Raw genomic sequence first — 23,075 nt, 5'->3', positions numbered from 1 at the left:
ATGAGTGTCGTGCCCCGGCAGACCGTGTCCTTCGACCACCAGTTCGCCCGAGAGCTGGGGGAGCTCGCCGTGCCGTGGCAGGCCGACGACACCCCGGACCCCCGGCTCCTGCTCCTCAACGAGTCGCTGGCTGCCGAGCTGGACCTCGAGCCGTCCTGGCTGCGCAGTCCCGAGGGTCTGCGCCTGCTGACGGGTCACCTCGTCCCCGACGGCGCCACCCCGGTGGCGCAGGCCTACGCCGGGCACCAGTTCGGCGGCTACTCCCCCCGCCTGGGCGACGGCCGCGCCCTCCTGCTCGGCGAGGTCGACGACACGGCGGGGCGGAAGGTCGACATCGCCCTCAAGGGCTCCGGTCGCACGCCCTTCGCCCGGGGCGGTGACGGACTGGCAGCGGTCGGTCCGATGCTGCGCGAGTACGTCATCAGCGAGGCGATGCACGCCCTGGGCATCCCGACCACCCGGTCGCTGGCCGTGGTGGGCACCGGCCGCCCGGTGCAGCGGGAGACGCTGCTGCCCGGCGCGGTGCTCACGCGGGTGGCTTCCAGCCATCTGCGCGTCGGCACCTTCCAGTACGCCCGCGCCACCGGCGACATCGATCTCCTGCGCCGCCTGGCCGACCACGCGATCAGCCGTCACCACCCCGACGCCGCCGCGGCCGAGAACCGCTACCTCGCGCTGTTCGAGGCGGTCGTCGCCGGCCAGGCGCAGCTCGTCGCGCGGTGGATGCTGGTCGGGTTCGTCCACGGGGTGATGAACACGGACAACATGACGATCTGTGGCGAGACCATCGACTACGGACCGTGCGCGTTCATGGAGGCTGTCGACCCGGCGACGGTCTACAGCTCGATCGACACCGGCGGACGGTATGCCTACGGCAACCAGCCCGACGTCGCCCAGTGGAACCTCGCCCGCCTCGCCGAGGCGCTGCTCCCCCTCTTGCACACCGAGGAGGAGCAGGCGGTCGAGCTGGCGATGGGCTCCCTCGGCACGTTCTCCGCGCAGTTCGCGTCGGCCTGGTCGAGCGGCATGAGGGCCAAGCTCGGCCTGGCGGACACGGTGAGCGCCGAGGTCGTCGAGCCTCTGGTCGCCGAGCTGCTGAGCCTGCTGCAGGACAACCACGTCGACCACACCTCCTTCTACCGCCGCCTCGGTGACGCGGTCCGCGGCGACGCCGAGCCGGCCCGCAGCCTCTTCGTCGATCTGGCGGGTTTCGACGCGTGGGTCGGGCGGTGGCTCGCCCTCGGTCCGCACGCCGAGCTGATGGATCGGGTCAACCCCGTCTACATCCCCCGCAACCACCTGGTCGAGGAAGCTCTCGCAGCCGGCAGCGACGGCGACCTCGGGCCGGTGGTCCGGCTCCTGCACGCCGTCACCGACCCCTACCGGGAGCGCCCCGGCCTCGAGCGGTATGCCGAGCCTGCGCCGGCCGACTTCGGTCTATACCGGACGTACTGCGGCACCTGACTCACCGCATACCGGGCACCGAGGATCAAGCTCGGCTATCGGCGGATGGAGCGCATCACTGTTCCCAGGAAGCGCCCGGTCGGTATGTCCCGACGCTCCACTCGTGGCCCTCTGGGTCGACGACCCGCGCACGTCGGGTCCCCCACTCGGTCTCCTCGGGAGCGAACACCTGGGTGCCACCCGCCTGCAGCGCTCGGGCATACCACTCGTCGACCTGGCTCGGCTCGGAGAGCCAGAAGTACAGGCCGCCGCCCGTGCTGCGACCCAGGAGACGGGGGACGTCATAGTCGTCATCAGCACTGGCGACCATCAGCACCACGTCTCCCCAGCGCACCTCCGCGTGGGGCACCGCACCGCCGTCGCCGTCCTGGCGCGCGACGACGCTGAACCTCACCTGCCCCAGCCATCTCAGCCCGGCCTGGGCGTCCGAGTAGCTGAGATAGGCGTGCAGTGCTGGATCACCGTCCACGAGCCCGATCGTGGCGCTGCCGCACGCCACCGTCAGTGCCTGATCAGGTCGACACCGGCCCGTGGGTCCAGGAAGGACTGCGGCGCTGAGTGCTGCCGGTCCCCCCGGTCACCCCTGCAGCAGCGACTGCGCCCCGTCGACCCACACCTCGGTGCCGCTGAGGTGGCCGGCCGCGTCCGAGGCGAGGAAGGTCACGAGCTCGGCCACCTGCTGCGCCGAGCCAGGAGTCCCCTGAGTGAGTGGGATCTCGCCCTGCGGGAACTCGACCGGGATCTTCACGTCCTCGTTCGCCGCCCGCGTGTTGTCGTCGATCTCGGTGTCGATCGCCCCGGGGCACACCACGTTGAGGCGGATGCCGCGCGGCCCGAGCTCGACGGCCAGCAGCTTGGTCATGGCGACCTGGCCTGCCTTGCTGGCGGAGTATGCCGTGGCGCCGGAGTTGGAGAACATCCGCGTGCCGTTGACAAGGGCCGCCGTCATCCTTGCGGTGATGGCGGCCCTACTCGTGTTGGTGGAGTCGTGATCAGGTGGTGCGGTCTAGCCTCCAGTGGCGGGTCTCCGGGGCAAGGAGACCGGTGAGCAGGGTGATGGCGGTGATGCCCATGAGGTACCAGATGAAGACGTCCTGGAGGTTGTTGCTGGCGAACCAGGTGTTCAGGTAGGGAGCGGTGCCGCCGAAGATGGCCGTGGCAAGGGAGAGCGGGGCTGCGACGCCAGCGGCGCGGACTGCGGTGGGGAACACCTCGGCCCACACGGCTCCGTTGACTGCGAAGAGGCACGCGAGCAGCAGGAGCGCGATGGTCATAGCGAGGAAGAGTCCGCCGAAGCTGCCGTCGATCATGCGGTTGAGGGGGAACGAGAGGGCGAGGAACCCGGCCCCGAAGGCGATGATCATGGGCCGGCGGCCCACTCGGTCACCGAGCAGGCCCATGAGCGGGAGCGCGGCGAGGAAGACGACCTGTGCAAGGAGAGCCGCGGCCAGGGCACTGTCGGGGTCCTGCCCGCGTGCGACCTGGGCGTAGGTCGGGGCAAAGATCAGCCAGGTGTAGAACATGATGGATCCGCCTGCGGACAGGCCCATCACGATGGCTACACCGGACAGGTGCGGGCGGAGCCGCTCCGAGATCGGCTTCCGGGGACCGGGCGCGGGGGCAGCGTCCGTCTCGACCTTGGCGGTTTCCTGGATCTGGCGGCGCAGCCATAGGGCGTAGAGACCGAGGATGCCGCCAAGGCCGAACGCGACTCGCCACCCCCAGGACTCGATCTGTGCCTCGGTGAGCAGGCTCGTCACTGCCAGGCCGGTCAGGGTGGCGAGGATGGTGCCGATGATGACGCTGACCCATGAGGAGCTGCCCCACAGGGCGCGCCGGCCCTCGGGGGCGCGTTCGACCAGGTAGGTGACGGCTGTGCCCATCTCGCCTCCGTGCGCGAGGCCCTGGACGAGACGGGCCAGGAGCAGAATGACCGAGGCGAGTACGCCGACTGCCCCGTAGGTGGGTGAGACGGCGATCACCAGGCTGCCGATGGCGACGATGGCCATGGCCAGGGTGAGCGCGGTTTTGCGGCCGCGTCGGTCGGCGTACCTGCCGAAGAGCCATCCACCCAGGGGGCGTGTGATGAAGCCGACCGCGAAGACGGCCAGGGTAGCGAGCAGCGCGGAGACGGAGTCGTCGGAGCGGAAGAACTGGCTGGCGAAGTAGGGGGCGAAGATGGTGTAGATCGTCCAGTCGTACCACTCGAGGGTGTTGCCGGCGTTGACGGCGATAAGGTCGCGGGCCCGGTGTCCCTGGGTGTCGACCAGGGTGGTGCCGGGGCCGACGGCGCTGTCGGAGTTGCTGGTCATGTCGGTTCCTGTTCGGTGTGTGGGGGCGTGTCAGGCCGGGGCGCCCTCGAGGCCCATGGCAGCGGCCTCGTCGGCTCCGGGTACGCGCATCTCGAAGGTCTCTGTCACGGTGGTGTAGTCGTAGTAGCCAAGGCGCGCTAGCGGCCTGATGCGTGGGATGTCGAGCTTGCCCTCGGGGGTGACGACCTCGTCCTCAACGTGGATGCGCTCGACCCGGCCGAAGACGATGTCGATGGAGCCGACGGGTGTGTTGCCTGGGAGGCGGTGTGTGGAGAGGTAGCGGACCTCAAAGTGGCAGGGGCTGTCAGCGACCATCGGCGCGGGAGCCAAGTCGGCGCTGGCTCGCCGGACTCCGGCGCGCTCGAACTCACTCTCCCCGGCCGGCAGCGCCATCGCGCTGATGTTCACCGCCTCCCGAAGGTCCCAGGTCGCCATGTTCCAGACGAACCAACCGGTCTCCTCTGCGTTGAGGACGGTGTCCTTGCGGCGACCGTCCGGGTAGTGGTTCGCCGAGAACATCACCATGGGGGGGTCGAACGTGAGGTTCTGCCACTGGCTGTAGGGCGCGAGGTTCTCGACGCCCTCGCTGCTGATCGTCGAGAGCCAGCCAATCGGGCGCGGGACCGTGCAGCTCTTGAACGGGGAGTAGGGCAGAGGGCTCTTTTCGCGGGTGGGGTCGTACTTCATCATCTCTCCAGCCGATCGCGGACGGGGCGACGCCCCGTGGGATGACCGGTATACAACCAACATATTGGTTGCTTGGCAAGAGGCTGCGGCAGATTCGGTGCCTTGTCGTCCTACACTGCGGCACGAGGCGAGAGGAGCCACATGGGCAGCGGTGCCAAGGCAGAAGAGGCCTACCAGGCGCTGGAAGAACTGATCGTCTTCCAGCGCCTCGAGCCAGGCACGCTCGTGTCTGAGACCCAGCTCACCGAGCTCACCGGCCTAGGACGCACCCCGGTCCGGGAGGCCTTGCAGCGCCTGGCGCGGCACCGCATGGTGCACATCTACCCCAACCGGGGTGTGCTCATCCCGGCCACCTCGGTCGAGGAACAGCTGCGCCTGCTCGAGCTACGGCTCAGCCTCGAAAAGCTCGCGGTGTGCCTCGCCTGCGAACGCGCAACCGCGTCAGACCGCCGTCATATGGAGGAGATGGCCTCCACTCTCGAGCGCGACGACTTCACCATGGACGAGTACGCCGGGACCGTCCGGGACACCCACGGTCTGATCGTGCGCGCCTCGCATAACAACTACCTCGCGGACGCGATCGCACCTTTGCAGGGACTCTCCAGACGGTTCTGGTTCGCCCACGTCAAAGACCACGCAGCCGAGATCCACGCCGGCGCCCGGCTGCACCGCGCGATCTTGACCGCCATCGTCACGACAGACCCGAAGGCCGCCGAGCAGGCCGTAGAGAATCTCAACAGGTACCTCGTCGACTTCGCCTACGCAACGATCCGACCCTCGGTCGAGACGACTGACCGCTCGGCCCGTCCAGGAGCCAACTGAGATGCCCGTTGACCATCCAGTGAACCACCCTGACTGCGAAGCGGCCTAACAGGCAGCGCTCTTCTGTGGCCGCCGCTCGTTCGACCTTGGGGTTGACCCCGGGTATGCCTTCACCACAGTAGGCCGGAGTCACGTGCAGAAGCGACGGCGGCGGTGCGGGAGGAGACGCCGAGCTTGGTGTAGATGTGCACGAGGTGTGATTTCACTGTCGCGTCGCTGATATGCAGTCGTGCCGCGATGTCGTTGTTCGTCGCGCCGTTTGCGACGAGTCGCAGCACTTCGGTCTCGCGGGCGCTGAGGTTGGGTTGCGGGGAACGCATCCGGGCGAGCAGTCGTCCCGCGATCGCGGGGGCGAGGGCGGTCTCGCCTGCGGCTGCGGCGCGGATTGCAGCGATGAGCTCCTCGAGTGGGGCGTCTTTGAGGAGGTAGCCGCTGGCTCCGGCTTCGACGGCGCCGAGGATGTCGCTGTCGGTGTCGTAGTTCGTGAGCACCAGCACGGCAGGCGGATGGTGGAGTGCGCGGATGCGGCGGGTCGCGTCGGCTCCGGTCTGGTCGGTGCCGAACTGCAAGTCCATGAGCACCACGTCCGGTATCAGATCGCTCGCGAGGGCGACGACATCGTCAGGGGTTGCCGCTTCCCCGATCACGTCGAGGTCGGGGTCGCCTGAGAGCATCGCCCGCAAGCCCGTGCGGACGACGGGGTGGTCATCGGCAAGCACGATCCGGATCACGATGCCGCCTCGCTTCCGGGGAGGAGCGGCAGTCGCGCGGTGACCGTGGTGCCCTGTTGGGGGGCCGAGGCGATGGTGAGGGTGCCGTCGAGTTGTTCGAGGCGCTCACGCATGGCGTGCAACCCGAAGGAGTCGGCCTCGTGCGAGTCGGCGACCGCGGAGGACACCTCAAAGCCGCGGCCGTCATCGCGTACCACCAGAGATACCGTGGCGTTGCCTCGGGTGAGTTCGGCGGTGATGCGGGTGGCATTCGCGTGGCGGATCGTGTTCGAAAGCGCGCCCTGAAAGATCCGCAACAGCGCGATCTGGGTTCCCATCGGCAAGTCGAGTTCCTCGGCACTCACCTCGACAGGGATGGACGCGCGGTCGGACTGTTCCTGACCGAGGCGGTGCAGGGCGGGGGCGAGTCCGTCGCCGAGGCGGGTCGGGGTGAGCTCGCGGATGATCTGCCTCGTGTCCGCGAGGCTGTCGGCCGCGGTCTCGCGGGCGAGCCGCACGTACCCGGCACCGGGTTCGGGGGTGTCGCGTTCAGCGGCACGCAACAGCATCTGGATCGAGGACAGGCCCTGGGCGACGGTGTCATGAATTTCACGAGCGAGTCGGGCGCGCTCCGCCAGTGCGCCCTGTTCGCGTTCGGTCTGGGCGAGGTGTTGCCGAGTGCGGATCAGCTCGGCAACGAGCCGTTCGCGCTCTTCGGCTTCACGCCGAAGCGCACGGTAGGCGAGCCCGATCAGTAGGGCGACGCCGGCGCCCACCAGTGGGCCGATCACCCCGCCGACGCTGAACCCTAGATGGAGGCCGAGGGCGAGGATCGCGAACGCGGTCGTGACCACGATCGCCGCGACCCCTCCACGTCCGGGCAGGACGTGGAGGTAGAGGAAGAACAGCGGGAAGACGAGGTAGGCCCCCTCGGGGCTCAGCCACGTCAGCACCGCCCACAACAGCGTGAGCGCGGCGATCCAGCCGACGGCGTCACCGCGCCGGGACACTCCTGACTCGCCTTGTGCCCGCGCCGCCCATGCACCCGCGAGATACACCGCGACGAACGCGATCCCCATGACCAGCGTCCATGTCGCAGCCGGCGAGGAGACGACGTATGCGCGCACAACCGTGAAGCCCGCGAGCCCGATCAGGAGGGTGTGCAGGCCGAACCGGAGACCGGTGAACACCGGGGCGAGGGTCGAATGCGACATGACGCTCCAAGCCTATGCGAGCGGTGTTGCCCGGCCATCAACCGAAAGTATGACCGTGAATCCCACGGTTTGGGCGATGCCCGGCCCTGCCTGCGCGAAGGAGAGTTGGAGGGTAGCTCGGGCAGAGTGCGCGAGCGGAAAGGCATCATCGTGTTCGTCGCGTGGAGAGAGTTGCGGTTCGCCCGCGGCCGATTTCTCCTCATCGGGGCCGTCGTCGCCCTGATCACCCTGCTCGTCGGCTTCCTCTCCGGCCTCACCGGGGGTCTGGCCGCACAGAACATCTCCTCCGTGCTGCAGTTGCCCGGGGACCGGCTCGTGCTGCAGCAGCCCGAGAGCAGCGACCCTAGCTACGCAACCTCCTCCCTCGACGAGAACACGGTCACGGCATGGGAACAGGCGGACGGGGTCGAGTCGGTGACACCCATCGGGATCGTCCAATCGCGGGCCTCGGCCAGCGGCACCGACGACCCGACCGGGGTTGCGCTCTACGGGCTGCCGCAGCGTGCTTCGGGTGCCCAGTCGAACCCGCTGTTCGCCCTCGCCCCGGTTCACGACGACCAGGTCGGTGTCTCCTCCGGGGCCGCCGATGGTCTCGGCGTCGAGACTGGTGACACGATCTCGATCACCGGCACTGATTTCACCGTCAGCGTCGTCGGCGATGATCTTTGGTACAGCCACACCCCGGTCATCGTCTTGACCCCGGAGGCGTGGAGCGAGGCAAGTCAGCGCGTCGGCGGCACCGGCGAAGCGACGGTGCTCGCCGTCACCGGCAACGCAGACTGGGAGGCCATAGGTGCAGCAACCGGCACGGTCGCCGAAACACCGCTGGCGAGCTTGACCGCCCTGGAAGCGTTCCGATCCGAGATCGGGTCGCTCGGGCTGATGATCGCGATGCTGTTCGGGATCTCCGCCCTCGTCGTAGGCGCGTTCTTCACGGTCTGGACGATGCAGCGTGCCAGCGACATGGCCGTGCTCAAAGCCCTCGGTGCGACCACCGGGTCGCTCGTGCGCGACTCACTCGGCCAGGCGTCCATCGTTCTGGTCGCCGGGATCGGTGTCGGCCTCGCCGCCGTGATCGGGCTCGGCACCCTCGCGGGGCAGGCGCTCCCGTTCATCATCAGCCCGATCACCACTGTCGCCCCAGCCGTCGTGATGGCGGTCCTCGGCCTCGCAGGAGGCGCGTTCGCGCTGCGCTCCGTCACCAAAGCCGACCCCCTCACCGCCCTTGGGAGCAACCGATGATTCAACTACAGAACGTCACCCTCACCTTCCCCGACGGGGAGAACCGCATCACCGCCGTTGACAACGTCACCCTCCGCGGGACCAACGGCACCGTCACCGGCATCACCGGCCCCTCCGGGTCGGGCAAGTCCAGCATCCTCGCCGTCGCCGCGACCCTTCTTCGCCCCGACTCTGGCGGAGTTCTCATCGGCAACAGCAGCGACATGACCGACGCCGCCCAGCTCTCGAAGCACGAGGCCACGCAACTGCGCCGTGAGCGCATCGGCATCGTGTTCCAGCAGTCCAACCTGCTGCCCGCGCTCACGGCGCGCGAGCAGTTGCAGGTCATGGCCAGGCTCGGCGGCGGCACCAGCCGGAACCAGCGAGCGAAGATCGACGCCCGTGCCGACGAACTCCTCGACGCCGTCGGCCTCACCGAGCACGCAGGCAAGCGCACGCACCAGCTCTCCGGCGGGGAACGGCAACGGGTCGCGATCGCCCGCGGCCTCGTCCACGAACCCGAAGTCCTCCTCGTTGATGAGCCGACCAGCGCCCTGGATCAAGAACGCGGAGCGAAGATCATGGAACTCATCTCTCGCCTCACCCACGAACGCGACACCGCCACCCTGCTCGTCACCCACGACCTCGGGCACCGCGACACCCTGGATGATCTCGTCACGGTCGTCGACGGGCGTATCACGACCCCCATCGCTGGGGGCGCGCCTACACGCTGAACTGGACCGCTGAGCAGTGAGAAAAAAAGAATATCGGGAAGTTGGGGACCACTGCACGGGCCGGTGACACCCGCATGTCGACCTGTAAGCTAATGAAAAGTGTGCGGTGTCGGCACTGCAGGCTCGAGCCCCTGCCCTCGCCCCGTCGCGCGTGCAGCATACGTGCATCGGCAACTAAAATGGGGCCAGCACCCTCGCACTGTACTGGGTCACGAAATCGCAGCTCAGAGATGCCCGACTGCCGGACTCACCTGTTTTTCGCACCGAAGACCGAGGTAGAGACCTCAAAGCCCAACTCGCTTGCGACACAGGCGATCTCAGAGCTGGCGAAGGGGCGCGAACCCTCAACCGCCTATTGACAAGACTCCCAGCCATAGCGCGCTGACCTGCGCACATCGTCCACATAGAGGCGTTTCGACGGTGTCGTGCATCATACGTGCATCAGGAGAGGACCGTCTTGGCTCCTCGTGGCCGCTGTGCCACCCAGAGGTCGTCCCCCTCGAGCAGGCGGTCGGTACATCAACGTCGTGCCGCTGGTAGCGCCTATCCGTAGTGGTAGCGGCAGGCGGCGATGCGGATCTCGTGCGCGGCGATCTTGTAGATGAGTCGGTGCTCGTCGGTGATCCGCCGTGACCAGTAGTCGGCGACGTCGTGCTTGCGCTTCGGGTTTGCCGATCCCCGCATGGCCGTTGCGCTGGATGTCCTTCAGGAGCAGGTTGATGCGTTTGAGGACTTTGTGGTCCTGCGACTGCCACCAGAGGTAGTCCTCCCAGGCGTGCTCGTCCCAGACCAGCAGCACCCCGGTCAGTCCGCCTCGATCAGCTCGTGCGTCTACCCACCGCCAGCCTCGAGGCGCTCCATGGCGTCGAGCAGCCGTCGGGCGTTGGCGGGTGAGCGCATGAGGTATGCCGTCTCGCGCAACGACTCGTAGTCCGCCAGCGAGACGATGACGACCGGCTCGTGGCCGGCGCGCGTGACGACGACCTCCTCTCGCGGTCGTTGGTGACCTCGTCGAGAACCTCTGCCTAACGGGACAGGCAGCCCGGCGTGCTTCTGGACTCGGTGATGCAGCCGCGGATTGCCTACTTCATGTCCGGAAGCGCAGCTGGTTCTGCTGTCCTGCACGACCTGACCTCGAACGTTGAGTTTTCAATCCGCGCATCCGCGAATGAGCCTGGTGAGAGCATCAGGGCGGCCCGGCGGTGTGCCGCCTCATGCCCAGGAACGCACGCGTCAGCCCCACCCCCAGTTGGGATAGGGCCGACGCGGGTGGGGTGTGGGTCAGTGGTTGCGGTGCTGGTCGGGCAGGTCGGTGTCGATCTGCTCCTTGCGGACCTCGTCGCTGACCTGCTGCTCCTCGGTGACGGTGTCAGTGTCGAGACGGACCTCTTCCACGGGAACGGTCTCCTTGTCGACGACGACCTGGTCCTCGGTGAGGGTGACTTCCTGCTCGTCCTCGACGAGGTCGGCCCCGGACAGGCGGTCCCGGTCCTGCTGATCGAGGGGCTCGCGTTCGATGCGGACCTCCTCACGCTGGACGGGGACGGTCTTGGTGACGTGCTCGGTGACGACGTACTTGCGCAGGCGGGCCTTGCCGGTGGTGACCTTCTCGGTGCCGACGTTCAGCTGCTCCTCGGAGCGGACCATGCTGGCGTCCGAGTCGGTGTCGTAGGTGCCGCGCCCAGTGTCGTCGGCGCCTGCGGCGGTATCCGTCCTGTCGGTCATGCCCGTTGCGGTGTCGGTTCGGCTAGTGGTGCCGGTGCGGGTGTCTTCCTGGTCGCGGGTGGCTGGTGCGCCGTTGTTCGCGTTCTTCTGGCCGTCCCGGCCGCCGTAGTAGGAGTACAGCTCGCGCTCTTCCTCCACGGAGATATGGCCGTCTTCCTCGACCCGGGGGGCGTCCTTGACCTGGTCCTTGGTGTACGGCACCCGGACCTCCTGGTCCTGCACGGTGGCGCCCTGCAGGGGCACGAAGGACTCCGAGGTGCCGAAGAGCCCAGTCTTGACCGTCACCCATGCGGGCTCACCGGTCGAGTCCTCCAGGTAGACCTGGCCGACCTTGCCGACCTTCTCCCCATCCTGGTCGACGACCACACCGTCGTTGTGCAGGGACTGGATCTGTTCCTCGTTCCACATGTGGAAACCTCCTGTGATGGTGGCCGGCGCCCTGATGCACCGTCCGTTTACACCGTAAACGTAAGCGCCCCGACGATGACCCCGCAACCCAGACGAGCACCGTGCCACCGCTCGGCTCGAGGACCACGTGAACCACCGCATGGCGGTTAGCGGCGGCCTAGGACCCTGCCACCGCGATCGCCGGTCCCGTCGTCGGGCTCGGGTGGGTGAGGACCGGTGTTGATGTGATGAGGGACCCCAGCCCGCCCGAGACGGGATACACGGTCCCCGGTGGTACGTCCAGCTGCACGGCCTCGGCGGCGCTCCACAGGACTGGGGTTGTCTGGGTACTGTTGGCGGCGTGCTCGGCGTAGGTCTGCAGCAGGCGCCGGCCTGGCAGGCACCGGACATCGACGAACACGAGCACTTCAGCACCAGCGTTCATTGCCACGTCGCAGGCATGCATCACCGAGGACTGGAAGGCGGCCCTGGGAGCTCGTCGCAGGTCCCCGCCTGAGACGATGAAGGTCTCCCACCGGTCGGACCGTATCGGCAGCTTGTTGCGGTTCAGCTCTCGATCCGCGACCGCGAGGGTGACATGCACGTCGGGGGGCCACGTGCTCGCCGACAGTCCGTCGACCTGGGCCAACAGCGCCCCATGCTCGCCTCGGACCACCGTCACGACCGCGACCCGCGGACGCGCCGGCCGGACTGACGGGACGAACTCACTGCACGCGACGGCCATGAGCCCTCCTACCCCTGCCTGGCGCAGCCGAATGAACGAACTGCTTACGCTGTAAACATCGACAGGTTAGACCGCAACCTCGGCGGTGGTAAAGACCCGAGGCATCGGGGTGGGTTCAGGGGCGTACAGACGGCCGCCTGACCCGCGGGTGGCCCGATGCGCCCATCGCGGGCACCCCAGCCGGACCGGGGGCTAGTGCGAGACGGTGTTCTCGATGCGGTTGAGCAGGCTCTCGAGGCCGGTCTCGAACTCGGCCTCGCTGTGGTCCTGGCTGAGGCGGTCGCGCATCCGCACCACGTGCGGCGCCTGCCCGAAGTCGACATCTTCCCTCGTGTCTTGCTCTGGGATGTCGGCGCTGCCCTCGTTCATCGGTTCGTCCACGGCGGCAACATTCTCGACCTGGGTGGAAACCTCCAAGAGTAGATACCCGACGAGGAAGCTGGTGAAGGCCTTGTAGGTGTCCACCGCTTGGTCGTCGCTGAAGCCTCGCTCGCACAGGGTGGCCAGGAGGTGCTCGACCATGGCGATGTCGCGCAAGGGCGGTCGCAGCCAGGGCGCCGCTGGGTGCCGCGAGACCACCAGGGGGAACGCCGTGGGGTTGGCCAGGGCCATCTGGCGGATCTCGTGCGCGACGTGCTGCAGGTATTCCTGCCAGCTGGTGGTCTGCGCGGCCTCCACGCGCTCGATGAGCCCGTCCAGGAGGCTCTCCACGACCGCCTCCAGCAGATCTTCTCGCCCGGAGACGTACCGGTACAGGGCCATCGCCTCAACCCCGAGGTCGCGGCCCAGGCTGCGCATGGTCATCTGGTCCACACCATGAGCCTCGATACTGGCCAGGCCAGCTTCGACGATGCGCTCGCGGCTGAGGCGTGGCGGCCGCGTGGACCCCGCCTCGTCCGGCTCCTCTGGGCTCATCGGCACACCTCCTGGGAGTCCAGCCTGTCACACGCCCCGCGTGTCGGCTCGTCGTCCCCGTCGCGGTCAACTCGCGACCGACTCGGGCAGGCGTCCCTTGCGCTTGGCGAACGCCTGCGTGGACTTGTGGTTGATGCTGACCCGCACCAGCTGCACGATCGCCCCCGAGACCAGCGCGAAAGCCATGGCCTCACCCCAGTCCACCTCCGGGTCCTCGGGGTTGCTCGGGGAGTTGCTGCCGGTGACGAACTTCCACGTCGTCTCGATGACGTTCTTGGCCATCACCCCACCACCGATCGCCGCCGCCGTCGTCGCCAGACTCCACATCTTGTCGCCCACTGGAACTCACCACTTCCTGGTCTTGGCCCGGACCCTCGAGGCCATGCTTGCACGGCTTCCGATTACGCCGTACGTTTACACCGTATTCGCATGCTGGGCACCACAGCAAGGCGACGCGGCCCCAGTCCGGGGTCCGCGCGACACCCCCTCTGCAGTCAGGAGCAGACGATGAGCAAGATCATGATGGCGACCGCCTTCGGGGCCGGGTACGTCCTGGGCGCCAGGGCGGGCCGGGAGAGGTATGAGCAGATCAGCGCCAAGGCGCAGGAGCTGTGGGGGCACCCGAAGGTGCAGGAGCAGGCGGACAAGGCCAAGCAGCAGGCCGGGAGGGTGACCGAGCAGGCCAAGGGCCGGCTGAGCGACGCCCAGGACGGCGACCGGGACAGCATGGATGATCCGTGGGAGGTCGACACCGACACCGCCCTCGCGGGTGATGACCAGGAGGGGCCTCGTGGCTGAGAGGTTCACCCCCGACACCGATCATGCGTCCACGGGCGAGCTCATCGCGCGGATGAGCGAGCAGACGAGCACGCTCATCCGGGACGAGATGCGCCTGGCGCAGGCTGAGCTGAGCGCCAAGGCCAAGAACGCGGGCGTGGGCATCGGCATGTTCGGCGCCGGTGGCCTGCTCGCCTTCTTCGGCATCGCCGCCCTGATCACGACGGCCATCCTGGCCCTCGCCCTGGTGCTGCCCCCGTGGGCCGCCGCCGGCATCGTGACACTGCTGCTGTTCGCGGCAGCGGCGGTGGTGTCGCTGGTGGGCAAGAAACGCGTGCAGGAGGCCACCCCGGCCGCGCCCGAACGTGCCGTGGACAACGTCAAGCAGGACATCGAGCAGGTCAAGGGGGCAGCCCAGTCATGAGCGCCACACCGCATGAGAACCCCGACAGCGACAACACCCAGGACGAGGCCAGCAGCGACCCGGCACAGATCGAGGCCGACATCGCCCGGCACCGGCAGGAGCTCGGCGACACCGTCGACGAGCTCACCGAACGCCTGGACGTGAAGAAGCAGGCCCGGGACAAGGTCGAGTCGATCAAGACCCGCGCCAACGCCGGGCTGGGTGAGGTTAAGACCAGGTTGAACAGTGATGACCACCGGGACGTGCTCAGCGTGCTGGCCCCCGCGCTGGGTGCCGTGGCCGCAGTGGTGCTGATCATCGGGGTCGCCCGGCGGGTGCGGCGGTGAGCTCTAGGGCATCAGAACGCAGGGCCGCGCAGGCGGACGCCCCGGAGCCCGAGCGGGAGGACAAGCCGGACACGCCGGCGCAGATGACCGGGCCGGCGTGGAAGTACACCGCGGGCAAGGCGTTCCGGGAGTTCCTGGACGACGAGTGCACCGACCTCGCGGCCGCGCTGACGTACTACGCCGTGCTGGCCATCTTCCCGGCGCTCATCGCGATCTTCTCCCTGCTGGGACTGGTCGGGCAGAGCCAGCAGGTCGTCAGCGCGGTGATGCCCGTGCTGAGCAGCGTGCTGGGCGAGTCCGGGTCCTCCACCCTGGAGCCGGTGGTGCAGTCGTTGGCCACCTCCCCGGGTGCCGGGCTCGCCCTGGTCATCGGTCTGGCGACCGCGCTGTGGTCGGCCTCGGGCTACGTCACCGCGTTCAGCCGCGCGACGAACCGGGTCTATGAGATCGAGGAGGGTCGGCCGGTGTGGAAGCTGCGCCCGGTCATGCTCCTGATCACCCTGGTCATGGTGCTCATGGTGGTGCTCATCGCCCTCATGCTCATCGTGTCCGGTCCGGTGGCGACGGCGCTCGGCGAGGCGATCGGCCTGGGGTCGACCGTGGTCACCGTGTGGCAGATCGCCAAGTGGCCGGTCGTGCTGGTCCTGGTCATGCTGCTCGTGGCGCTGCTGTACTACAGCACGCCCAACGTGAAGCAGCCGAAGTTCCGGTGGCTGAGCATCGGGGCCGCGTTCGCGATCCTGGTCTGGGTCCTCATCTCGGTCGCGTTCGGCTTCTACATCGCCAACTTCTCCAGCTACGGCGCCACCTACGGTTCGTTCGCCGGGGTGATCATCTTCCTGCTCTACCTGTGGATCACCAACCTCGCGCTGCTGCTCGGGGCCGAGGTCGATGCCGAGCTGGAACGGTCCCGTCAGCTCATCGCCGGCATCGAGGCCGAGAAGGACATCCAACTGCCCGCCCGTGACGACGCCAAGATCCGCGCGGCGCAGGAGAAGGAGCAGGAGGACGAGGACAAGGCCCGCGCCCTGCGCCACAGCGGAGGGGACACCACCGACCCCGACCAGACCCGCTGATATCCGTGCTCAGGTGAGGTAGCGCAAGGCAGGGGAGGACGTGAGTCGTGACGCAGGCAGTGACTCTCGGTCTGCTCGGGTCCAGCGCGCTCGTGCTGGGTGCCGTGGTCGGGTGACGGTTCCAGATCCCCAAGCGGGTGCTGGCCGCGATGCTGGCCTTCGCCTCCGGGGCGCTCATCACGGCGCTGGCGTTCGAGCTCTTCGAGGACGCGCACGAGCAGGGCGGCCTGTGGCGACTAGGCCTGATCGTGGGGGCGGTGGTCTTCACCTTCCTCAGCGCATGGCTGGACTGGGCCGCCGCCGGAACGGGTGACGACACCGACCGCGGCAGCGACAAGCTGGACAAGCAAGCTGCCACGGAAGGACAACGTGCCGCGGCACCCTCAGTGAAAGGGGCTGCCGGGATGGCGCTGCTCGCCGCGGTCACCCTCGACGGCGTACCCGAGAATGTCGCGCTGGGCGTGTCCCTGGGCGAAGGCACAGGTGGCGAAGAAGGAGGTCCCACGGTGGCCCTCGCGACCGCAGCCGGCTTCGTCCTGTCATATCTCCTGGCGACCCTCTGACCGAACACCCGCCACGCACTCTGGACCCGAAAGCACTTGGGTGGCTGAACGCGACGGGGCTGCTGCAGATGGCGGCGGAACTGTGATGCTGACGGATGCGCAGCGCGCCCAACCTCCGCAGCTGGGCGCCGAGGGGAGCAATCACTCCTGCTCCCCATCCGTCGAGGTGCAACATACGGGCATCAGTGACTCGGATGACCAAAGCACCCTCGACCTGCCCTGCACCACAAACCGCAGGTCAGTGACTTTGCGCAGGCCGACTTACCTGTGTTCTGAACAGCAGACTGTAATGGAGACGGCAGAGCCCAGATCGCCTGCGACACAAGCGATTTCAGAGCTGGCGAAGGGACTCGAACCCTCAACCACCTGTTTACAAGACATCCAGGTGAAACTCGCTGACCTGCGGATATCGCACATCACAGTGCCGTTTGGGCCACTCCGTGCAACATACGTGCATCATGGGTGCCCGTTCGTGTCCGTCTGTGCCTCTCACGGAAGACCCTTGAGTCCAAGGTGAAACACGGCGATACCCAGAGGCCCCCTAGGCGTCAGCCGGTCCGTCCGCTGATCTCCTCGGTGGCCTGGGGCAGGACGGTGAAGAGGTCGCCGACGACGCCGTAGTCGACCAGCTCGAAGATCGGGGCCTCGGGGTCCTTGTTGACCGCGACGATCGTCTTGGAGGTCTGCATCCCGGCGCGGTGCTGGATCGCCCCGGAGATCCCCACGGCGACGTAGAGCTGCGGGGAGACCGACACACCGGTCTGCCCGACCTGGCTCGAGTGCGGGTACCAGCCCGCGTCGACCGCCGCCCGGGACGCACCCACGGCCGCGCCGAGGGAGTCGGCCAGGGCCTCCACGGGGGCGAAGTCGCCACCGGTGCCGCGGCCGCCGGAGACCACGATCGCGGCCTCGGTCAGCGACGGGCGCCCGGAGGCGGCCTTCTCCGTGCGCTCGGTGATCCGCGCCGCCCTCGCCGCCTCGGACACCTGCGCCTCGACCGCCTGGACGGCCGGGGCGGCCGGGGCGGCCCCGCCGGTCTCCTCCACGGGGATGGAGTTGGGCTTGAGCGTCACCACCGGGCAGCCTTGGGTCACCACCGAGGTCACCGTGTACGACCCGGCGAAGACGGACTGCACGGTCTGCACGCCGCCGCCGTCGGCCGGGGCGACGTCGACGGCGTCGGTGACCAGGCCCGAGGAGGTCTTGATCGCCAGGCGGGCGGCGATCTCCTTGCCGTCGTTGGAGGAGGGCAGCAGGACCGCGGCCGGGGAGGACTGGCCCACCAGCTGCGCCAGCACCTCGGCCGTCGGGGCGACCAGGTGGTCGCTCACCTCCGCCGACTCCACGGCATACACCGTGGTGGCACCGTGGCGGCCGAGGACCTCGGCGGCGCCCTGCGCGCCGGCACCGACGAAGACCGCGGCCGGCTCGCCCAGGCGGGCGGCGGCGGTCAGGGCCTCGAGGGTGGACTTGCGGACGTCGCCGTCGACGTGGTCGACCAGGACGAGAACTTCAGCCATCTGTCATTGCACCTTGTCTACTGGTCGGCTCAGACGAACTTGCGGGAGGCGAGGAACTGCGCCAGCTTCGTGCCGCCCTCGCCCTCGTCGGTGACGACCTCACCGGCCGTGCGCGGCGGCCGGGCGGTGACCTCGACCACCGTGGACCAGGCGGCGTCCAGCCCGACCTGCGCGGCGTCCACGCCCAGGTCGGCCAGGCCCCAGGTCTGCACCGGCTTCTTCTTCGCCGCCATGATCCCCTTGAAGGAGGGGTAGCGCGGCTCGTTGATCTGGTCGGTCACGCTGACCACGGCCGGCAGGCTCGACTCGATGGTCTCGCTGGCGGTCTCGTCGTCACGGCGGATCCGCACCGTGGAGCCCTCCACGGCCAGCTCGGAGGCGAAGGTCACCTGCGGCAGGCCCAGACGCTCGGCCAGCATCGCCGGCACCACCGACATCACACCGTCGGTCGAGGCCAGGCCGGTCAGCACCAGGTCCACCGGCGCCTCCTCACCGATCTTGCGAATCGCCTCGGCCAGCACCAGCGAGGTCGCCACCGAGTCCGACCCGGCGATCGCCTCGTCGGTGACCACGACCCCCTTGTCCGCACCCATCTGCAGGGACTTCTTCACCGCCGCGACCGCGTCCTCCGGGCCCATGGTCAGGACCGTGACCTCACCCTCGCCGGCCTCGAACAGCTGCAGCGCGGCCTCCACCGCATACTCGTCCAGCTCCGAGAGCAGCCCGTCCACCCCCTGGCGGTCGGTGGTGTTGTCAGCCTCGAAGCCCCGGTCACCCTGGGCGTCCGGCACGTACTTCACACAGACGACGATGTTCACGTCTACCTCTCCTTAGTGCTGCAGGAAACCCTTTGAGTGCGACCGCCGCCTAAGCACCATCGCTCTCTGTTGACGTCGGGGGGCGCGCCAATAACGAAGATTCAGGTCAGGACAAACCCACCAAAGCGTCGGCGGCAACGACACCCGAGCGGGAGACGATCAAGGGGTTGACGTCGATCTCCGCGATCTCAGGGAGTTCCACCGCTAGGTCTCCGAGCCGCACCATGATGTCGGCAATCGCATCCGCCTGATCGGGGGAGATCCCACGGGAGTTGCTCATCAGGCGGCCGCCGGCCACCTCCGCGAGCGCGGACTGTGCGTGTTGCCTCGTCAGGGGCGCCTTGCATAGGGCGACGTCCGCGAAAAGCTCAACCAACACTCCGCCCAGACCAACAGTTACCACAGGTCCGAAAACCGGATCCCGATGCATGCCACAGACCAGCTCCACCCCGCTAGGGGCCATCTGCTGGACCACAAGGCCTTCGATCCGCGCGTCGGGTCGACGCTCGGCGACGTCGGCGAGGATGCCCTCACTCGCATGACGGACACCTGCCGCGTCGGCCACGCCGAGGCGCACACCGCCCACATCCGACTTATGTGGCAGGTCCACCGAGAGCACTTTGACCGCCACCGGGTAGGCAGCCATCGCTTCCGCAGCCGCCACCGCGCCCTCAACGGTGGTCGCCACCGACTCCTGCACCACGGGCAGGCCATAGAGACCAAGCAGCGATTTGGAAGCAGCCTCGGTAAGGGCGGGGTCATCGCCGAGGAGCGTCCGCGCCCGGGCCGCACGAGCCCGGTCCGGCACTCTCACCGGTTCCTCGGTGATTCGGCCCAACTGCTCCTGGAACCGGCGCAGCGCACCCAACGCGCCGATCGCGCGGGTCGGGTCCTGGTAGGTCGGCACTCCAGCATCTACCATGATGCGGCGGGAGTCCTGGTTGGTGCTGTACCAGGTTAGAGCGAAGGGCTTGTCGGTCTCCAAGTACGTGGCCGCGACCTTCTCCGCGACCTCGACAGCCTGCGGGCCGCGCAGGCCCGACCCAACGGCTACGCAGTCGAAACCGGTCGAGTGGACGAGAGTCTGGAGGATCCGCCGATAGTTACCGACCCCTGACGCGATGGCCTGAGCCGTGACGTCTACGGGGTTGACAGCCGAGCCGAAGCTTGGGATCCACTGCTCGATGAGCTCCTGGTCGGCAGGCGGAGTCGTGGCCACGTCCAGCCCGACGTCATGCGCTACGTCCGCCATCATGACGCCGCCTCCGCCCGACCCGGTTAGCAGCCCAATCCGCTCGCCGGCCAGCCGCCGCTGGGTTTGGAAGACGCTCAGCCAGTCAAGAGCCTGCTCCAAGCTGTCCGCACGCAGCACGCCATACTGCCGGCAGACGGCGTCGAAGACTTCGTCCCCGCCGGAGATGGACGCGGTGTGCGACTGCGCGGCCGCCCTCCCCGCCGCCGAGCGGCCAGCCTTCACGAAGACGAAGGGCTTATTCAGCTGCGCGGCCCGCGTGGCCACCCGAACAAAAACTTGCGGGTCGCGCATGCCCTCGCTGGTCGCGGCGAGAACGGCGACCTCCGGACGCTCGACCAGGTAGGCCAAACAGTCCGTCACGGTGACTCCGGCCTCGTTTCCGGTCGTCACGAGCCACCCGGGGGCGATGCCCCGGTCCCGGGCCATCTCGTCTATGTAGGTGGCCAGGGCACCGCTCTGAGAGACGATCGCTACTGGCCCCGCCGCGGGCAGCTCAATGTCCGGAGGCAGGAAGAAGGTGGCAAGGGTACGGTCGTGAAGGTTCATGAAGCCGATGGTGTTGGGCCCGTTAATCAGCATCCCCGTCTCCGCCGCGATGCGCTGCAACTGGGCCTGGGCTGCCGCGCCCTCGGCCCCTCCCTCGGCGAAGCCAGAGGTGAAGATCAGGGCGGCCCGTATGCCCAGCCGGGCACCCTCCGCGACGACCGGCACCACGGCGGGCGCCGGGACGGCCACTACGAGCAGATCCACGATCTCCGGGAGTGAGGCGAGGTCGGTCACCGTGTCCTCGCCGGTCCCCCGGGGGTGGACCAGGTAGGTCCGGCCCGCAAAGAAGCGACGCAGTTGGTGGAGGGTGCGTGACCCGACGTTGGTGGGGTTGGTCAGGGAGGCGCCGACGACCGCTACCGACCGCGGGCGGAGCAGCGGGTCGAGGTCGGGCAGAGTCATCGCACCATGACCCGGCCGCCGTCGACCGACAGGCACTGACCGGTGAGGTAGCCGGCTTCCTCGGTGGCCAGGAAGAGGTAGGAGGCGGCCACCTCGTCGGGCTCGGCCCAGCGCTTGAGCGGGATCGACTGCAGGTAGGTGTCCTTGAAGCGCTCGTCCGTGCGGATCACCTCGGTCATCGGCGTCGACGCCGCGGGCGCGATCGCGTTGACGGTGATCTTCGAGTCCGCCAGCTCGCGGGCGGCAGACCGGGTCATGCCGAGCAGGCCGGCCTTGGCGACGGAGTAGTTGATCTGTCCGATAGTGCCGATGATGCCGGCGGCCGACGTCGTGAAGATGATGCGGCCGTACTTCTGCTCACGCATCCCCCCGGCCACGGCCTGCAGCCAGTAGAAGCTGCCACCGAGGTGGGTGTCCAGGACCATGTTCCATTCGTCGTCGGTCATCTTCCAGAGCATGGCCGGGCGGGTCACGCCCGCGTTGCTGACCAGGATGTCAATGACGCCGAGCTGCTCGACCACGGTCGCCGCAGCCTCGTCGACGCTGGCACGGTTGCCCACGTCGCAGACGACCGCGACCGCCTGGCCGCCATCGGCGACGATGCTGTCCGCGACGGCCTGGGCGGCCTCCTGGTTGATGTCGACGACGGCGACCTGGGCGCCCTCGGCCGCATAGAGTCGGGCCACGCCCTCGCCGATGCCCTGGCCTGCGCCAGTGACGACGGCGACGCGGTCCTGCAGCTTGCCTTCACTCATGGTGGTGCTCCTGTGCTCTCCGGGTGGGTTGAAGGTGGTCAGAGGGTGCTCTCGTCACCGAGGATGGCGGTGACCTGGCTGGACAGGGTCCCGCCGTTGCCGTGCGCGAGGGCGAGGCTGTGGCGGTCGACCTGGCGCGCCCCGGCCTCGCCACGCAGCTGCCGGACCGCCTCGATCACCAGGAGGATGCCGTACATCCCCGGGTGGCAGTAGGACAGGCCGCCGCCGTTGGTGTTCACCGGGAGCGACCCGCCGGGCGCGATGGCACCGTCGGAGACGAACGCCCCACCCTCACCCTTGGCGCAGAACCCGAGATCCTCCAGGAAGAGGATCGGGTTGATGGTGAAGGCGTCGTAGAGCTCCACGAGGTCGATGTCCTGCGGACCGACCCCGGCGATGTCGAAGGCCCGACGGCCGGAGTCCTGCGCCGCCGTGGTGGTGAGATCGGGCATCTGGGAGATGTTCATGTGCCAGGTGGCCTCGCCCGCCCCGAGGATGTATGCCGGGGGCTTGGGCAGGTCGCGGGCGCGCTCGGCGGAGGTCACGATCACGGCACCGCCGCCGTCCGTCACCAGGCAGCAGTCCCGCACGGTGAGGGGGCTGGAGACCATGCGCGAGGACAGGACGTCGTCGACAGTCAGGTCGTCCTGCACGAAGGCCTGCGGGTTGAGCTTGGCCCACTGACGGGCCGCGACTGCGACCTCGGCAAGCTGCTCCCGGGTGGTGCCGAACTCGTGCATGTGGCGCGCGGCCGCCAGTGCGTAGGCCGACGCTGGCATGCGCGGGCCGTAGGGGGTCTCCCAGGACCGGGTAAGCGCCGCCCCGGAGGCCACGAGCCCGCCCCCGTTGGATCGCTGGGTGGAGCCGTAGGCGATGAGCGCGACCTCGCACAGGCCGGCCTCGATCGCGGCGGCCGCGTGCCACAGATGCCCCACGAAGGAGGACCCACCGGTGGCCGTCCCGTCCGCAAAGCGCGGCCGGATTCCCAGGTACTCCGCGGTCGTGAGGACCGGCTGGGAGAAGAAGGCGGAGTGGGTGAACAGTCCGTCGATGTCGTGCTTGCTGAGCCCCGCGTCGGCGAGTGCCCGCACGGTGGCCTGGCCGATGAGGTCCAGCGACGAGATCCCCGGACCCACCTCTCCGAGGCTGGACTCGGCGACCCCGACGATGGCGGCCCGGCCGCGCAGCGCCCGCTCCGAGGTGCTCATCGGGCGGTCTCCAGGACGAACACCGGAAGCGGCGCGTCCTCCCCCGCCGGCCGGAACTCGACCCGCACGTGGTCGTCGATCGCGACTGCGCTGCCGTCACCGGCCGTGACGGTGCTCATCATCCGGAACCCCTCGTCGAGGTCGATGAGGGCCACGGTGTACGGCTCCTTCCCCCGCGGGGCGATGACTGTGGCGGAGTAGACGGTCCCGTGGCCGGCCGAGGGTTGCCAGGCCAGGTCGTCGCAGCCGCAGGACGGGCAGAGCACTCGGGGCGGGAACACCGCGTGGCGGCAACCTCCGCACCGCTGGTAGGCGAGCACGCCCTCGGCGGCGTACTGATCGAATACGGTGCCGGGCGCAGTTTCCGCCGACAGGGATTCCACATCAGTGTGGACGTTGTCGATCACACATTCTCCTCGGTGCCTGGACCAACCGGACTGGACTGATGCATTCACTTTAGTATACATTT

The 23,075-nt window shown here is 68.3% G+C and carries 25 protein-coding genes and 2 pseudogenes; 9 read left to right on the top strand and 18 right to left on the bottom strand.

All coding sequences use genetic code 11. The features are described 5' to 3' along the window. Positions 1-1,464, top strand: a complete 1,464-nt coding sequence (locus tag SGUI_RS13785) for a protein adenylyltransferase SelO (RefSeq protein WP_066641241.1) — start codon at positions 1-3, stop codon at positions 1,462-1,464. Between the two features lie 55 nt (positions 1,465-1,519). Here the strand turns inward: SGUI_RS13785 and SGUI_RS13780 are convergent, their stop codons facing one another. The 4 genes from SGUI_RS13780 to SGUI_RS13765 all read right to left on the bottom strand — a co-directional run bounded on the left by SGUI_RS13780 (position 1,520) and on the right by SGUI_RS13765 (position 4,466). After that, a complete protein-coding gene (locus tag SGUI_RS13780; RefSeq protein ID WP_237141368.1) occupies positions 1,520-1,963 on the bottom strand; it encodes a VOC family protein in 444 nt (147 codons plus the stop codon). A 78-nt stretch (positions 1,964-2,041) separates the two neighbouring features. Further along, the gene (locus SGUI_RS13775; RefSeq protein WP_083190693.1) at positions 2,042-2,413 is read right to left on the bottom strand and encodes an SDR family oxidoreductase; all 372 of its coding nucleotides are present in this window, start codon (positions 2,411-2,413) and stop codon (positions 2,042-2,044) included. A 43-nt stretch (positions 2,414-2,456) separates the two neighbouring features. Continuing rightward, positions 2,457-3,776 carry an MFS transporter gene (locus SGUI_RS13770; RefSeq protein ID WP_066641237.1) on the bottom strand — a complete coding sequence of 440 codons (1,320 nt, stop codon included), beginning with the start codon at positions 3,774-3,776 and terminating at the stop codon, positions 2,457-2,459. Between the two features lie 30 nt (positions 3,777-3,806). Then, positions 3,807-4,466: a flavin reductase family protein gene (locus SGUI_RS13765; protein WP_335675277.1), complete on the bottom strand. Its 660-nt coding sequence runs from the start codon at positions 4,464-4,466 to the stop codon at positions 3,807-3,809. A gap of 138 nt (positions 4,467-4,604) precedes the next feature. Here SGUI_RS13765 and SGUI_RS13760 point away from each other — a divergent pair, with 138 nt between their 5' ends. After that, on the top strand, positions 4,605-5,285 hold the full coding sequence (locus SGUI_RS13760) for a GntR family transcriptional regulator (RefSeq protein ID WP_066641235.1): 681 nt from the start codon (positions 4,605-4,607) through the stop codon (positions 5,283-5,285). Positions 5,286-5,395: 110 nt separating this feature from the next. Here SGUI_RS13760 and SGUI_RS13755 read toward each other — a convergent pair whose 3' ends face one another. Continuing rightward, positions 5,396-6,016 carry a response regulator transcription factor gene (locus tag SGUI_RS13755; RefSeq protein WP_066641233.1) on the bottom strand — a complete coding sequence of 207 codons (621 nt, stop codon included), beginning with the start codon at positions 6,014-6,016 and terminating at the stop codon, positions 5,396-5,398. Next, positions 6,013-7,209 (bottom strand): sensor histidine kinase, encoded by a 1,197-nt coding sequence (locus SGUI_RS13750; protein ID WP_066641231.1) that lies wholly within the window; start codon positions 7,207-7,209, stop codon positions 6,013-6,015. The genes SGUI_RS13755 and SGUI_RS13750 overlap by 4 nt, the downstream gene beginning before the upstream one ends. Before the next feature lie 150 nt (positions 7,210-7,359). Here SGUI_RS13750 and SGUI_RS13745 point away from each other — a divergent pair, with 150 nt between their 5' ends. Together SGUI_RS13745 and SGUI_RS13740 are read left to right on the top strand one after the other, a co-directional pair. Beyond that, complete coding sequence (locus SGUI_RS13745) at positions 7,360-8,451, top strand: ABC transporter permease (protein WP_066643408.1); 1,092 nt, start codon at positions 7,360-7,362, stop codon at positions 8,449-8,451. Then, a complete protein-coding gene (locus SGUI_RS13740; protein ID WP_066641226.1) occupies positions 8,448-9,164 on the top strand; it encodes an ABC transporter ATP-binding protein in 717 nt (238 codons plus the stop codon). The genes SGUI_RS13745 and SGUI_RS13740 overlap by 4 nt, the downstream gene beginning before the upstream one ends. Before the next feature lie 543 nt (positions 9,165-9,707). Here the strand turns inward: SGUI_RS13740 and SGUI_RS13735 are convergent. From SGUI_RS13735 to SGUI_RS13715, 6 genes and pseudogenes are all read right to left on the bottom strand, one after another. Continuing rightward, positions 9,708-9,963: pseudogene (locus SGUI_RS13735) on the bottom strand (Txe/YoeB family addiction module toxin). Positions 9,964-9,995: 32 nt separating this feature from the next. Then, positions 9,996-10,189: pseudogene (locus SGUI_RS17190) on the bottom strand (type II toxin-antitoxin system Phd/YefM family antitoxin); the annotation flags it as partial. Between the two features lie 256 nt (positions 10,190-10,445). After that, positions 10,446-11,297 (bottom strand): DUF2382 domain-containing protein, encoded by an 852-nt coding sequence (locus tag SGUI_RS13730; protein WP_066641224.1) that lies wholly within the window; start codon positions 11,295-11,297, stop codon positions 10,446-10,448. Between the two features lie 157 nt (positions 11,298-11,454). After that, positions 11,455-12,021 (bottom strand): hypothetical protein, encoded by a 567-nt coding sequence (locus tag SGUI_RS13725; protein ID WP_066641222.1) that lies wholly within the window; start codon positions 12,019-12,021, stop codon positions 11,455-11,457. Positions 12,022-12,213: 192 nt separating this feature from the next. Continuing rightward, the gene (locus tag SGUI_RS13720; protein WP_237141516.1) at positions 12,214-12,825 is read right to left on the bottom strand and encodes a TetR/AcrR family transcriptional regulator C-terminal domain-containing protein; all 612 of its coding nucleotides are present in this window, start codon (positions 12,823-12,825) and stop codon (positions 12,214-12,216) included. 177 nt (positions 12,826-13,002) lie between these two features. Beyond that, positions 13,003-13,263: a DUF4235 domain-containing protein gene (locus SGUI_RS13715; RefSeq protein ID WP_237141367.1), complete on the bottom strand. Its 261-nt coding sequence runs from the start codon at positions 13,261-13,263 to the stop codon at positions 13,003-13,005. 180 nt (positions 13,264-13,443) lie between these two features. Here SGUI_RS13715 and SGUI_RS13710 point away from each other — a divergent pair, with 180 nt between their 5' ends. From SGUI_RS13710 to SGUI_RS13690, 5 genes are all read left to right on the top strand, one after another. Further along, positions 13,444-13,734 carry a hypothetical protein gene (locus SGUI_RS13710; RefSeq protein ID WP_066641218.1) on the top strand — a complete coding sequence of 97 codons (291 nt, stop codon included), beginning with the start codon at positions 13,444-13,446 and terminating at the stop codon, positions 13,732-13,734. Next, positions 13,727-14,137 carry a phage holin family protein gene (locus tag SGUI_RS13705; protein ID WP_143553821.1) on the top strand — a complete coding sequence of 137 codons (411 nt, stop codon included), beginning with the start codon at positions 13,727-13,729 and terminating at the stop codon, positions 14,135-14,137. The genes SGUI_RS13710 and SGUI_RS13705 overlap by 8 nt, the downstream gene beginning before the upstream one ends. Then, positions 14,134-14,463 (top strand): DUF3618 domain-containing protein, encoded by a 330-nt coding sequence (locus tag SGUI_RS13700; RefSeq protein WP_066641211.1) that lies wholly within the window; start codon positions 14,134-14,136, stop codon positions 14,461-14,463. The genes SGUI_RS13705 and SGUI_RS13700 overlap by 4 nt, the downstream gene beginning before the upstream one ends. Continuing rightward, a complete protein-coding gene (locus SGUI_RS13695; protein ID WP_066641209.1) occupies positions 14,460-15,539 on the top strand; it encodes a YihY/virulence factor BrkB family protein in 1,080 nt (359 codons plus the stop codon). Before SGUI_RS13700 ends, SGUI_RS13695 begins: the two co-directional genes overlap by 4 nt. A 137-nt stretch (positions 15,540-15,676) precedes the next feature. After that, positions 15,677-16,102, top strand: a complete 426-nt coding sequence (locus SGUI_RS13690) for a ZIP family metal transporter (RefSeq protein WP_202816585.1) — start codon at positions 15,677-15,679, stop codon at positions 16,100-16,102. Between the two features lie 548 nt (positions 16,103-16,650). Here SGUI_RS13690 and SGUI_RS13685 read toward each other — a convergent pair. From SGUI_RS13685 to SGUI_RS13660, 6 genes are all read right to left on the bottom strand, one after another. Continuing rightward, positions 16,651-17,622, bottom strand: a complete 972-nt coding sequence (locus tag SGUI_RS13685; RefSeq protein WP_066641207.1) for an electron transfer flavoprotein subunit alpha/FixB family protein — start codon at positions 17,620-17,622, stop codon at positions 16,651-16,653. A 29-nt stretch (positions 17,623-17,651) separates the two neighbouring features. Further along, positions 17,652-18,440, bottom strand: a complete 789-nt coding sequence (locus SGUI_RS13680; RefSeq protein WP_066641206.1) for an electron transfer flavoprotein subunit beta/FixA family protein — start codon at positions 18,438-18,440, stop codon at positions 17,652-17,654. Positions 18,441-18,546: 106 nt separating this feature from the next. Then, positions 18,547-20,643 carry an acetate--CoA ligase family protein gene (locus SGUI_RS13675; protein ID WP_066641205.1) on the bottom strand — a complete coding sequence of 699 codons (2,097 nt, stop codon included), beginning with the start codon at positions 20,641-20,643 and terminating at the stop codon, positions 18,547-18,549. Continuing rightward, positions 20,640-21,398 carry an SDR family NAD(P)-dependent oxidoreductase gene (locus SGUI_RS13670; RefSeq protein WP_066641203.1) on the bottom strand — a complete coding sequence of 253 codons (759 nt, stop codon included), beginning with the start codon at positions 21,396-21,398 and terminating at the stop codon, positions 20,640-20,642. Before SGUI_RS13670 ends, SGUI_RS13675 begins: the two co-directional genes overlap by 4 nt. 38 nt (positions 21,399-21,436) lie before the next feature. Next, complete coding sequence (locus SGUI_RS13665) at positions 21,437-22,606, bottom strand: thiolase (protein WP_066641201.1); 1,170 nt, start codon at positions 22,604-22,606, stop codon at positions 21,437-21,439. Next, positions 22,603-23,013 (bottom strand): Zn-ribbon domain-containing OB-fold protein, encoded by a 411-nt coding sequence (locus SGUI_RS13660; protein ID WP_202816584.1) that lies wholly within the window; start codon positions 23,011-23,013, stop codon positions 22,603-22,605. The genes SGUI_RS13665 and SGUI_RS13660 overlap by 4 nt, the downstream gene beginning before the upstream one ends. Positions 23,014-23,075 lie beyond the last annotated feature (62 nt).

Origin of the sequence: Serinicoccus hydrothermalis (assembly GCF_001685415.1) — a bacterium.
Taxonomy (GTDB): domain Bacteria; phylum Actinomycetota; class Actinomycetes; order Actinomycetales; family Dermatophilaceae; genus Ornithinicoccus; species Ornithinicoccus hydrothermalis.
This window is presented reverse-complemented; position numbering and strand designations above follow the sequence as displayed.